The organism is Streptomyces sp. NPDC057543 (genome assembly GCF_042801895.1).
In the GTDB taxonomy this organism is placed as follows: domain Bacteria; phylum Actinomycetota; class Actinomycetes; order Streptomycetales; family Streptomycetaceae; genus Streptomyces.
In genome coordinates this window covers 1-12,489 of record NZ_JBHVFF010000263.1, presented here as the reverse complement: position 1 = coordinate 12,489, position 12,489 = coordinate 1, and the positions used below count along the sequence as shown (strand labels likewise).

The window sequence follows — 12,489 nt, the reverse complement described above, 5'->3', positions numbered from 1 at the left end:
GCTGCTTCCGCGACGGCCCTGCTGTTGGTACCGGGGTCCCGGGCGGCTACGCCTTCGCCGCGGCGGGCTCCTGGTCACTGTCCCGCGGTTCCGGAACGGTGCCCGTGCCGTCGCCGTGGTCGGCTTCCTGGTTGAGCATCTGGTCGTTCCACGGGAGCGCTCCGGAGAGGACCTGGTCGACCCGCTCCTTGTCGATCTCCTTGGTCCAGGTGCCGACGAGGACGGTGGCGACCGCGTTGCCCGCGAAGTTCGTCATGGCGCGGGCCTCGCTCATGAAGCGGTCGATGCCGACGATCAGGCCGACGCCGTCGACCAGGCCGGGGCGGTGCGACTGGAGGCCGCCCGCGAGGGTGGCGAGGCCCGCGCCGGTGACTCCGGCCGCGCCCTTCGAGGCGACGATCATGAAGAGGAGGAGCGAGATCTGCTCACTCGCACTCAGCGGGTCACCCATCGCGTTGGCGATGAAGAGCGAGGACATCGTGAGGTAGATCGCGGTGCCGTCGAGGTTGAAGGAGTAGCCGGTCGGCACGGTGATGCCGACGACGGGCCTGCTGACCCCGAGGTGCTCCATCTTCGCGATGAGCCGCGGCAGGGCGGACTCCGACGAGGAGGTGGACAGGATCAGCAGGAACTCGCGGCCCAGGTACTTCAGCAGAGAGATCAGGTTGACCCCGGCGACCAGTCGCAGGATCGTGCCGAGCACCACGAAGACGAAGATCGCGCAGGTGACGTAGAAGCCGACCATGATGATCGCGAGCGACTTCAGTGCGTCGACGCCGGTCTCGCCGACCACCGCCGCCATCGCGCCGAACGCGCCGACCGGGGCCGCCCACATGATCATGGCGAGGATGCGGAAGACGAGGCGCTGGATGTGGCCGATGCCGCGCAGGATCGGTTCGCCCGCGGAGCCCATGGCCTGGAGCGCGAAGCCCGCGAGGAGGGCGATGAGCAGGGTCTGCAGCACCTCACCGCCGGTGAAGGCGGAGACCATCGTCGTCGGGATGATGCCGAGGAGGAAGTCCACGGTGGACTCGCTGGCGCCCGCCGCCTGCTTCTCACCGGCGGCGCGCACGGCTTCGGTGAGGTGGAGGCCCTGGCCGGGCTCCAGGATGTTGCCGACGAGCAGACCGATGGCGAGCGCGACGGTCGACATCACCAGGAAGTAGCCGAGAGCGAGGCCACCGACCGCGCCGACCTTGGCGGCCTTGCGTACCGATCCGACGCCCAGCACGATCGTGCAGAAGATGATGGGCGAGATCATCATCTTGATGAGGTTCACGAACCCGGTGCCGATCGGCTTGAGTTCGACGGCGACGCCCGGAGCCACGAAGCCCACGAGGATGCCGAGCCCCACGGCCGCGATCACGGCGAGATACAGATAATGCGTACGGTCCCGCTTGGCGGCTGCCACTCCCACGGGGGTCTCCTCGGTTCGTCCTGGTCGCTCCCCCGTCCCTGGGGGTCCCGGCGACTATCCCTCCGCTTGTGATGCCGGTCACTGTTTCGTGCATTTCGTTCATATGTTTTCGGCCAGGCAGACTGGTGCCATGCGTCTTCCCCGCCCCCGTACCCGTCCGCGCAGCCTGGCAGGCCAGCTCTTCGCCATGCAGGTGGTGCTGGTCGCCGCCGTGGTGGCGGGGTGCGCGTTCTTCGCCTACGTCTCCGGCAGCGGGCAGGCGAAGGAGGCCGCGACCCGGCAGGTCACGGCGGCGGCGCTGGCGATCGCCGACTCGCCGTCCGTACGGGAGGCGATCCGCACCCCGGACCCCTCCGCCGTGCTCCAGCCGTACGCGGAGAAGGTCCGCAGGGACACCGGGATCGCCTTCGTCACGATCATGTCTCCGGAACGGGTCCGCTGGACGCACCCGGACAGGAACCGGATCGGGGAGGAGTTCCTCGGGCACACCGCGCAGGCGCTGCGTGGCGAAACGTTCACGGAGACGTACGCCGGCACGCTCGGTCCCTCGATCCGGGTCGTCACCCCGATCCGGGACGGCGGCCGGATCACCGGTCTGGTCAGCGCGGGCATCACGGTCGAGCGGGTCTCCTCGCAGGTACGGGCGCAGCTCGGGGCACTGGGGCTGGCGGCGGGCGGGGCGCTGGCGCTGGGCGGCATCGGCACGTATGTGATCAACGCCCGGCTGCGACGGCACACGCACGGCATGAACGCCGCCGAGCTGAGCCGCATGCACGACTACCATCAGGCCACTCTGCACGCGGTGCGCGAGGGGCTCTTGATGCTCGACGGGCAGCGCAGGATCGCGCTGATCAACGACGCGGGCCGGGAACTGCTCGGTCTCGAACCGGGCGCGGTCGGGCGCAGGGTCGCCGAACTGGATCTGCCGGCGCGGCTGACCGGTGCGCTGCTCGCCTCCGAGGAGCGGGTCGACGAGCTGCATCTGACGGCGGACCGGGTGATCGTGGTCAACACCCGCCCGGTGGTGGGCGGCGAGCAGCGCGGCACCGTCGTGACGCTGCGCGATCACACGGAACTCCAGGCACTGTCCGGTGAGTTGGACTCCGAGCGGGGGTTCACCCAGGCGTTGCGTTCGCAGGCGCACGAGGCGGCGAACCGGCTGCACACCGTCGTCTCGCTGATCGAACTGGGCCGGGCCGAGGAAGCGGTCGGTTTCGCCACCGCCGAGCTGGAGCTGGCCCAGACCCTCACCGACCGGGTGGTGGGCGCGGTCGCCGAACCGGTGCTGGCGGCACTGCTGCTGGGCAAGGCCGCGCAGGCGAACGAGCGGGGGGTGGAGCTGGTGCTCGCGGACGACAGTCTGATCGACGACGGCGCCCTGCCCACGACGCTGCCTCATCGGGACCTGGTGACGGTTCTCGGCAACCTGATCGACAACGCGGTGGACGCGGCGTCGGAGGCGGCGACGGGTCCGTCGGGTACGGGGACCGGTGCGGCCGTGCCTGCCCAGCGGGAAACCGGGCCGGGCCGGGCCGCCCGTGCCCGGGTCACCGTCACCGCGCTCGCCGGGGAGGGCGAGTTGCTGCTGCGGGTCGCCGACACCGGGGCCGGGATCGATCCGGCCGACGCCGCCGAGGTGTTCGACCGGGGCTGGTCGACGCACGGAGCGGGCCGGGGGATCGGGCTGGCCCTCGTGCAGCAGGCGGTGCACCGCAACGGCGGGACGGTCGCACTGGATCACGGCCCGGACGGCGGTGCGGAGTTCACGGTACGGCTGCCCCTGGTCAGCGGCGGCCGCACGGCGCGCACGGCGAAGGAGGCCACCGCGTGATCCAGGTACTGGTCGTCGAGGACGATCCCGTAGCCGCGGACGCCCATCAGCTGTACGTGGGCCGCGTCCCCGGATTCACGGTGGCCGCGGTCGCGCACTCGCGCGCGGAGGCGGTGCGGGCGCTGGACCGTACGCCGGTCGATCTGCTGCTCCTGGATCTCTACCTGCCGGACGGGCACGGTCTGCAGTTGCTGCGCTCGTTGCGCGCGGCCGGGCACTCGGCCGATGTCATCGCGGTGACGTCGGCGCGTGATCTGGCGGTGGTCCGGGAGGGGGTGTCGCTCGGTGTCGTCCAGTACGTGCTGAAGCCGTTCACCTTCGCCACCCTGCGCGACCGGCTCGTCCGCTACGCCGAGTTCCGCGCGGCGGCCGGTGAGGCGAGCGGCCAGGACGAGGTGGACCGGGCACTCGGCGTACTGCGCGCACCGCAGCCGGCCCGGCTGCCGAAGGGACTGAGCGGTCCGACGCTGGAGGCCGTCACCCGCGCCCTGCGGGCCGCACCGGACGGGGTCACGGCAGGCGCCGCCGGGGCGGAGCTGGGCATCTCGAGAATCACCGCACGCCGTTACCTGGAACACCTGGTGACGGTGGGGCGCGCGGTGCGCAGTCCGCAGTACGGCCAGATCGGGCGTCCGGAGCTGCACTACCGATGGGTGGCCCAGGAGCGCTGACCGGACGGCCCGAGGCCGGCGGGACCGGGACGCACGGCACCGGTCCCGCCGGACCGGAACGCACGGCACCGGAGGACCTCCGGCACTAGGACGTTCCTACGAGCTGTGATATCGGCGGAACACACCGTAGTCAGCCCACGTGTTGACTTCTACGGTGGGGCCGTGCACCCCTCTCCGCCGTTCAATGCCCCCGCCGCGCGCCGACTCCGCGAGGCCCTGGGGATGCTTCCCGGCCATGTCGCGTACGGCCTCGGAGCGCAGTACGGACTCCGTGTCAGCACCGAGACCGTGGTCGCCTGGGAACGCGGACTGGCTGTCCCCAGCGAGTACGAACTCACCGCGCTGGCCGGAGTGTTGTGGTGCTCGCCGGGCGAACTGCTCACCGCCGCGCGCACCCTGCGCGAGCACCGGGTGGCCCGGGAGCTGGCGGTGGAGGAGCTGGCGCGTCTGCTGGGGCTGACCACCACCGCGTATCTGCGGATGGAGGAAGCGGGGCGCTGGCGCGGCAACGAACGCCAGTCCGCGGCGCTCAGCGAGGCGCTGGGGCTGACCGCCGCCGGGTTCGTGACGGTGTCCGGCCGGGAGGAGGAGCTGGCCGAGCTGTTGCGTGCGGCGGTGAAGACGCGCTGGCAGGCCCATGTCCGGCCGGTGGCGAAGCTGGTGCCGCTGGAGCGCGGCTTCCTGCAGGACGTACTGGAACAGCTGCACGCCGACTACCAGGCGCTGATGGTGTCGACGCTGAGCTGGAGCAGCACGGGTACGGAGCGGGCCGGGTCGACGGGGGATGCGGGGCGGGCGTTCCTGACGCAGATCGTGGAACGGTTCTGGCAGTCGGCGGGGGTACGGGGGACGACCGTCTGAGCCGCCCGGCTTCCGGTGGCCGCCCTGCCCGTCCTCCTCGGCCGCGGCCCGATCTCGGCCGCGGCCCCGATCTCAGCCGCCGGCCCGGTCCGAGGCCGCCGGGCCGTCCGACGCCACCGGGTCGAAGGAGAACAGGCTCCCCCGGTCCACCCCGTCGCAGCCCCTCTGCACCACCTCGGCGCCGCGCCCGACGCTGCCCGCCTCGGCACCGACGCAGAGGTGGGTGTGGACGGGGCGGATCCGGTAGCCCTCAACGGGGTGGCCCCGGGGCTCGATCCAGAACCTCTCCGCGGCGCCGCGGCGCCCGCACTCCTGGTCCTGCAGCAGGGCGCCGACCTCCCGCGACCCGTTCCACACGCCCGTGCAGCCGGGGCCGTAGTCCGGGTGGTCGGTCACTATCCGCCAGACGCCGTCGCCCAGCGGACGGAGGGAGAAGCCCGGGAGCGTCTCCCCGTCACAGGGCGCCTGGTAGAGCCGGCCGCTGTCGGACCCGCGCTTCTCGGAGAGGCAGAGCCCGGCGTGGACGGACCGGATCTGCACCGTCCGCCCCGCCACCGGCCCGGCGACGGGAGAGGGCGACGGCTGTTCGTCGCGTACGAGGAGGGCGACGGTCACCGCGACGGCCGCGAGCACCAGCAGGGAGACGGCGGCCACCAGGACGTTCCGGAACCGTCGGCCCCCAGGACGGGCACGAGGCGTTCCGACGGCCGGCCCGGGTAGCCGCTCGGCCGGCTCGGCCGGGACCTCCCCGGCCTGCGCCGTACCTCGCTCCTTCTCGGCATCGGCCTCGTCCACGCGCCCGTCCCGCTGCCCGTGCACGGCGAGTTCCTTGCGGACGGCGAGCCAGTCCTCCACGGCCGTGGGGCCGCAGCCGCAGGCCCGTACGAAGGCGGCGAGGAGTTCTTCGCGCGGCACCGACGTACGGCCGAGCATGTTGGCGATCGTGGAGCGCGGCAGGACGTCGCCGACCGCGTCCGCCCGCTGGGCCAGCTCGCGGAACGTCAGACCGGACGCGTCCTTGAGCACCCGCAGCAGGGCGACGAACTCGGCCGCACTCCGCGCCTCCCGAGGATCCGGAGCCCTGCCCTCGACCACCATGCGCTGCGTCCTCCCCTGAAATGAGTGTCCGGACAGGGTTGGGACATGTCCGGGACAGGGGTAAGCCTTGTTGATCCGGGCCGCCGGCTCAAGAGTGGATTCCGGCACCGTGGCCGGGTCCGGTACCGGCCTTCCGGAAGAGGACCTGAGCCGTCGGGGCCAGGGGGAACGGCAAGCGGCCCTGACCGTCCACGGGGGGACAGTCAGGGCCGCCGGTCAGCTCTTGTGACGCCGTCGCGCCCGTCCGGGCCGGGAGGGGCTGGAAGGAGCCGGAAGGGGCCGGAAGGATCTAGAAGACCGACTCCGCCTCGTCCATCCGGTCCGCGGGCACCGTCTTGAGCCGGGTGATCGCGTCGGCGAGGGGAACCATCTTGATGTCGTTGCCGCGCAGCGCCGTCATCCGGCCGAAGTCGCCCCGGTGCGCGGCCTCCACCGCGTGCCAGCCGAAGCGGGTGGCGAGCACCCGGTCGTACGCGGTCGGCGTGCCGCCGCGCTGCACGTGGCCGAGAATGACCGGCCTGGCCTCCTTGCCGAGCCGGGTCTCCAGCTCGATGGCCAGCCGGTTGCCGATGCCCTGGAAGCGTTCGTGACCGTACTGATCGATCTCGCCCTTGGCGTACGGCATCGAGCCCTCGGCCGGGTGCGCGCCCTCGGCGACGCAGATGACCGCGAACTTCTTGCCGCGCGCGAAGCGCTCCTCGACCATCTTGACCAGGTCCTCGACCTGGAACCGACGCTCTGGGAGGCAGATGCCGTGCGCGCCGCCCGCCATTCCGGACTCCAGCGCGATCCAGCCGGCGTGGCGGCCCATCACCTCGACGACCATGACCCGCTGGTGCGATTCGGCGGTGGTCTTGAGACGGTCTATGGCCTCGGTCGCGACGCCCACCGCCGTGTCGAAGCCGAAGGTGCGGTCGGTGGCGGAGATGTCGTTGTCGATCGTCTTGGGCACGCCGACGACGGGCATTCCGGCGTCCGACAGCATCCGCGCGGCCGTGAGGGTGCCTTCGCCGCCGATCGGAATGAGGGCGTCCATGCCATAACGGCGGCTGAGCTCGGCGCAGTTCTCGGCGGCCTCGCGCAGCCGGTCGCGCTCCAGCCGGGCCGAGCCGAGGATGGTGCCGCCGCGGGCGAGGATGCCGCTGACCGCGTTGAGGTCGAGAGGGCGGAAGTGGCCGTCGAGGAGTCCCTTGAACCCGTCCTCGAAGCCGATGACCTCGTCTCCGTGGCCCACCACGGCTCGGTGCACGACCGACCGGATCACTGCGTTCAGGCCCGGGCAGTCGCCGCCTGCGGTGAGAACTCCGATGCGCATCGTGCTGTATCTCCTGCTCGCTGGTGCCGTTCGATTCGGGGGCGAAAACAGAACCCCCGTGAGAATCCCCCGTACTGTGAGCCACGTCGATTGTCCCACGTCAGGTCTGGACCTCGCGCTCCCCGCCACTCCCCGCCGCCCCGCGGATCCCCGCACGGGTGTTCCGCCGCATGCGCGGGCCATCCGGGCAGGCGTCCGGCGAGGCATCCGGCAGGCCCTCCGACGAGCGGATCCGTGAGCCCCGGGGCGGGCCGTACGCCCCTTGGGTCAGGGCCCTTCGCCCGGCGGGCGGCGCCCGGGTCCCCGCGGGTATCGTCAACATGGCAATACCATCCCAAACCACAATCTGGACGGGAGAGCACGCGTGACGCGCAGCGTGTACGTGACCGGGATCGACCGGGGAGACGGCCGCCAGGTCGTCGATCTGGGAGTCATGGAGCTCCTGACGCGTCAGGTGGACCGGGTCGGGGTGTTCCGGCCGCTCGTCCACGACGGACCCGACCGGCTGTTCGAACTGCTGCGGGCCCGCTACCGCCTCCCCCAGGACCCCGAGTCGGCCTACGGCCTGGACTACCACGAGGCGTCCGCGCTCCAGGCGGAGCAGGGCACCGACGAGCTGGTCTCCCGGCTCGTCGAGCGCTTCCATCAGGTGGCCCAGAAGTACGAGGTGGTGCTGGTACTCGGCACCGACTTCGCCGCCACCCAGCTCCCCGACGAGCTGGCGCTCAACGCCCGCCTCGCCAATGAGTTCGGCGCCTCGGTGATCGTGGTGGTCGGCGGGACGGGCCAGACCGCGGAATCCGTGCGGGCCGAGACCCGCAATGCCTACCGGGCATACGCGGGCCTGGGCTGCGACGTCCTCTCGATGATCGTGAACCGGGTGGCAGCCGAGGACCGCGACGTCATCGCGGAGCGGCTGGCGGCCCGGCTGCCCGTCCCCTGTTCGGTGCTGCCCGATGACGCGGCGCTCTCCGCGCCGACCGTCGCCCAGATAGCCGCGGCGCTCGACGCCACGGTGCTGCTCGGCGACGACTCCGGGCTGGCCAGGGACGCGCTGGACTTCGTCTTCGGCGGGGCGATGCTGCCGAACATGCTGAAGGCGCTGACGCCGGGCTGTCTGGTGGTCACGCCCGGGGACCGGGCGGATCTGGTCGTCGGCTCGCTGGCCGCGCACAGCGCCGGGACCCCGCCCATCGCCGGTGTGCTGCTGACCCTGGACGAACGCCCCGGCGAGGAGATACTCCAGCTGGCCGCGCGACTCGCACCGGGCACTCCGGTCATCTCCGTGGCCGGCGGCTCCTTCCCGACTGCCGGGCAACTCTTCGCCCTGGAAGGCAAGTTGAACGCGGGGGCGCCCCGCAAGGCGGAGACTGCGCTGGGCCTCTTCGAGCGCTACGTGGACACCGGCGCGCTGCTGGAACGGATCTCGCTGGCCCGTAGCGGCCGCGTCACCCCGATGATGTTCGAGCACGAGCTGCTGGAGCAGGCCCGAGCCGTGCGGCGCCGCGTCGTCCTGCCGGAGGGCACCGAGGAACGGGTACTGCGCGCCGCCGACGTACTGCTGCGCCGTGACGTCTGCGACCTGACCCTCCTCGGCGACGCCGACGTCATCCGCAAGAAGGCCGCGGACCTCGGCATCGATCTCGCCGGGACGCAGCTCATCGACCCGCAGACCTCCGAGCTGCGCCAGCTCTTCGCCGAGCGGTACGCGCAGCTGCGCGCGCACCGCGGGGTCACGGTGGAGCTGGCGTACGACGTCATCGCGGACGTCAACTACTTCGGCACGCTGATGGTGCAGGAGGGGCTCGCCGACGGCATGGTCTCCGGGGCGGTGCACTCCACCGCGGCAACGATCCGCCCCGCGTTCGAGATCATAAAAACGAAGGGGGCCGAGCGAAACTCGTCAGGCAGGGCGGTGGCGGGCGACGGGAGGGCGAAGCAGGACGCCTCGATCGTGTCGTCCGTCTTCTTCATGTGCCTCGCCGACAAGGTTCTGGTGTACGGCGACTGCGCGGTGAACCCGGACCCGGACGCGGAGCAGCTCGCGGACATCGCGGTGCAGTCGGCCGCCACCGCCGCCCGGTTCGGCGTGGAGCCGCGGATCGCGATGCTGTCGTACTCGACGGGCACTTCGGGATCGGGCGCCGATGTCGACAAGGTGCGCGAGGCGACGGAGCGGGTCCGCAGGAGCAGGCCGGACCTCAGGATCGAGGGCCCGATCCAGTACGACGCCGCGGTGGAGCCGAGCGTCGCCGCGACGAAGCTGCCCGGCTCCGAGGTGGCGGGGCAGGCGACGGTGCTGATCTTCCCGGACCTGAACACCGGCAACAACACCTACAAGGCCGTGCAGCGCTCGGCGGGCGCGGTGGCCGTCGGACCGGTGCTCCAGGGGCTGCGGAAGCCCGTCAACGATCTGTCCCGGGGTGCGCTCGTCCAGGACATCGTCAATACCGTGGCCATTACGGCGATCCAGGCGCAGGGCGAGGAGTGAACGGATGACCACCCCGACCACAGAGGGTTCTTCCACGACGGGCGCGTCCCGCGTGCTGGTTCTCAACTCCGGCTCCTCGTCGCTGAAGTACCAGCTGCTGGACATGAGCGACCGCTCCCGGCTCGCGGTCGGGCTGGTCGAGCGGATCGGCGAGGAGACCTCCCGGCTGGTGCACACCCCGCTGGTCGGTGGCGGCGCCGAGCCGCGCGAGCGGACCGGTCCGATCGCCGACCACGAGGCCGCGCTGAAGGCGGCGGCCGACGAGCTGGCGGCCGATGGGCTGGGCCTGGACTCCCCCGAGCTGGCGGCGATCGGTCACCGGGTGGTGCACGGCGGGCTGCGGTTCACCGAGCCCGTCGTGATCGACGACGAGGTGCTGGACGAGATCGAGCGCCTGGTCCCGGTGGCCCCGCTGCACAATCCGGCGAACATCGTCGGCATCCGTACCGCACAGGCCCTGCGTCCCGACCTTCCACAGGTGGCGGTCTTCGACACGGCGTTCCACACGACGATGCCGGAGCACGCGGCGCGGTACGCGATCGATGTGGAGACCGCCGACGCGCACCGCATCCGGCGCTACGGCTTCCACGGCACCTCGCACGCGCACGTCTCCCGCAAGGCCGCCGAGCTGCTGGGACGTACGCCCGAGGAGGTCAATGTCATCGTGCTGCACCTGGGCAACGGCGCCTCGGCGTCGGCGGTGGCGGGCGGCCGGTGCGTGGAGACCTCGATGGGGCTGACGCCGCTGGAGGGGCTGGTGATGGGCACGCGTTCCGGTGATATCGATCCGGCCGTCACCTTCCACCTGCGGCGGGTGGCGGGGATGTCGACGGACGAGATCGACGAGCTGCTGAACAAGAGGAGCGGCCTGGTCGGGCTGTGCGGCGACAACGACATGCGGGAGATCCGGCGCCGGATCGACGAGGGCGACGAGCGTGCGGCGCTGGCGTTCAACATCTATGTGCACCGGCTGAAGAAGTACATCGGCGCCTATTCGGCGGTCCTCGGGCGGGTGGATGCCGTGGTGTTCACGGCGGGGGTCGGGGAGAACTCGGCGCCCGTACGGGAGGCTGCGATCGCCGGTCTCGAGGAGCTCGGCCTGGTGGTGGACGCGGATCTGAACGCCGTACGGTCCGGCGCACCGCGGCTGATCTCGCCGGACTACGCACGGGTCGCGGTCGCCGTGGTGCCGACGGACGAGGAACTGGAGATCGCCGTCCAGGCCTTCGCGCTCGTCGGACAGGTCCACAACTGAGCACCCCCGCGCCCCTTTGTACCTTCCACCAGACGGAATATTCCGCAGCGAAACAAACCGATAGGATCCGCCTCATGCGCCGTTCCAAAATCGTCTGCACACTCGGTCCCGCCGTCGACTCCCATGAGCAGCTCGTCGCTCTGATCGAGGCCGGCATGAGCGTGGCCCGTTTCAACTTCAGTCACGGCAGCCACGAGGAGCACCAGGGCCGTTACGACCGGGTCCGCAAGGCCGCCGCCGAGACCGGTCGTGCGGTCGGTGTCCTCGCCGACCTCCAGGGCCCGAAGATCCGCCTGGCGAAGTTCGCCGAGGGCCCCGTCGAGCTGGTCCGCGGGGACGAGTTCACCATCACCGCGGAGGACGTTCCCGGCGACAAGTCGATCTGCGGCACGACCTACAAGGGCCTGCCCGGCGATGTCGCCAAGGGCGACCCGATCCTGATCAACGACGGAAACGTCGAGCTGAAGGTCATCGCGATCGACGGCCCGCGGGTCCGGACGATCGTCATCGAGGGCGGTGTCATCTCCGACCACAAGGGCATCAACCTGCCCGGTGCGGCGGTCAATGTCCCGGCCCTGTCCGAGAAGGACGTCGAGGACCTGCGGTTCGCCCTGCGGATGGGCTGCGACCTGGTGGCGCTCTCCTTCGTACGGGACGCCAATGACATCAAGGACGTCCACAAGGTGATGGACGAGGAGGGCCGCCGGGTCCCCGTCATCGCCAAGGTGGAGAAGCCGCAGGCGGTCGAGCACATGGAGGGCGTCGTCATGGCGTTCGACGGTGTGATGGTCGCCCGTGGCGACCTGGCCGTGGAATACCCCCTGGAGAAGGTCCCGATGGTGCAGAAGCGCCTGGTGGAGCTCTGCCGGCGGAACGCCAAGCCGGTGATCGTGGCGACCCAGATGATGGAGTCGATGATCACCAACTCACGGCCGACGCGCGCCGAGGCGTCCGACGTCGCCAACGCGATCCTGGACGGCGCGGACGCGGTCATGCTGTCCGCCGAGTCCAGCGTGGGCGCGTACCCGATCGAGACGGTCAAGACGATGTCGAAGATCGTCGTCGCCGCCGAGGAGGAGCTGCTCTCCAAGGGCCTCCAGCCGCTGGTCCCGGGCAAGAAGCCCCGCACCCAGGGCGGTTCGGTGGCCCGTGCCGCCTGTGAGATCGCGGACTTCCTCAACGGCAAGGCACTGGTCGCCTTCACCAAGTCCGGTGACACGGCCCGCCGTCTCTCCCGTTACCGTGCGGCGCAGCCCATCCTGGCCTTCACCACGGACGAGTCCACCCGCAACCAACTCGCCCTGAGCTGGGGTGTGGAGGCCCATGTCGTCCCGCACGTGGACAACACGGACGCGATGGTCGACCTGGTCGACGGCGAGCTCCTGAAGCTGGACCGCTACAACGAGGGTGACACGATGGTCATCACGGCCGGCTCGCCCCCCGGCATCCCGGGCACGACGAACATGGTGCGGGTGCACCATGTCGGTGGCGGCGCGCGCGACTGACGCGCCCGAGCCGCGCAAGGACCGTGGGCCGCACTCCTTCCGGAG

Annotated in this window: 9 protein-coding genes; 6 read left to right on the top strand and 3 right to left on the bottom strand. The window is 71.1% G+C overall.

All coding sequences use genetic code 11. The annotated features are described in order from the left end of the window. Positions 1 to 46: 46 nt before the first annotated feature. Positions 47 to 1,417 carry a cation:dicarboxylate symporter family transporter gene (locus ACFU8Q_RS32315; protein ID WP_384460876.1) on the bottom strand — a complete coding sequence of 457 codons (1,371 nt, stop codon included), beginning with the start codon at positions 1,415 to 1,417 and terminating at the stop codon, positions 47 to 49. Positions 1,418 to 1,547: 130 nt separating this feature from the next. Here ACFU8Q_RS32315 and ACFU8Q_RS32310 point away from each other — a divergent pair, with 130 nt between their 5' ends. The 3 genes from ACFU8Q_RS32310 to ACFU8Q_RS32300 all read left to right on the top strand — a co-directional run bounded on the left by ACFU8Q_RS32310 (position 1,548) and on the right by ACFU8Q_RS32300 (position 4,780). Further along, entirely contained in the window at positions 1,548 to 3,248 is a 1,701-nt protein-coding gene (locus tag ACFU8Q_RS32310; RefSeq protein ID WP_384460873.1) for an ATP-binding protein, read from the top strand. Beyond that, the gene (locus tag ACFU8Q_RS32305; RefSeq protein ID WP_384460870.1) at positions 3,245 to 3,919 is read left to right on the top strand and encodes a response regulator; all 675 of its coding nucleotides are present in this window, start codon (positions 3,245 to 3,247) and stop codon (positions 3,917 to 3,919) included. The genes ACFU8Q_RS32310 and ACFU8Q_RS32305 overlap by 4 nt, the downstream gene beginning before the upstream one ends. A 222-nt stretch (positions 3,920 to 4,141) precedes the next feature. Next, positions 4,142 to 4,780, top strand: coding sequence for a helix-turn-helix domain-containing protein (locus tag ACFU8Q_RS32300; RefSeq protein ID WP_384460879.1), 639 nt, complete (start codon positions 4,142 to 4,144; stop codon positions 4,778 to 4,780). 72 nt (positions 4,781 to 4,852) lie between these two features. Here ACFU8Q_RS32300 and ACFU8Q_RS32295 read toward each other — a convergent pair whose 3' ends face one another. Together ACFU8Q_RS32295 and ACFU8Q_RS32290 are read right to left on the bottom strand one after the other, a co-directional pair. Continuing rightward, entirely contained in the window at positions 4,853 to 5,878 is a 1,026-nt protein-coding gene (locus ACFU8Q_RS32295) for a helix-turn-helix domain-containing protein (RefSeq protein WP_384460867.1), read from the bottom strand. Between the two features lie 289 nt (positions 5,879 to 6,167). After that, a complete protein-coding gene (locus ACFU8Q_RS32290) occupies positions 6,168 to 7,193 on the bottom strand; it encodes an ATP-dependent 6-phosphofructokinase (RefSeq protein ID WP_266748657.1) in 1,026 nt (341 codons plus the stop codon). A 364-nt stretch (positions 7,194 to 7,557) separates the two neighbouring features. Here ACFU8Q_RS32290 and pta point away from each other — a divergent pair, with 364 nt between their 5' ends. The 3 genes from pta (at position 7,558) to pyk (ending at position 12,444) form a co-directional block, all read left to right on the top strand. Continuing rightward, the gene (pta, locus tag ACFU8Q_RS32285; protein WP_384460864.1) at positions 7,558 to 9,684 is read left to right on the top strand and encodes a phosphate acetyltransferase; all 2,127 of its coding nucleotides are present in this window, start codon (positions 7,558 to 7,560) and stop codon (positions 9,682 to 9,684) included. 4 nt (positions 9,685 to 9,688) lie between these two features. Beyond that, complete coding sequence (locus ACFU8Q_RS32280) at positions 9,689 to 10,939, top strand: acetate kinase (RefSeq protein WP_384460861.1); 1,251 nt, start codon at positions 9,689 to 9,691, stop codon at positions 10,937 to 10,939. 74 nt (positions 10,940 to 11,013) lie between these two features. Further along, positions 11,014 to 12,444 (top strand): pyruvate kinase, encoded by a 1,431-nt coding sequence (gene pyk, locus ACFU8Q_RS32275; RefSeq protein WP_384460857.1) that lies wholly within the window; start codon positions 11,014 to 11,016, stop codon positions 12,442 to 12,444. Positions 12,445 to 12,489: the final 45 nt, after the last annotated feature.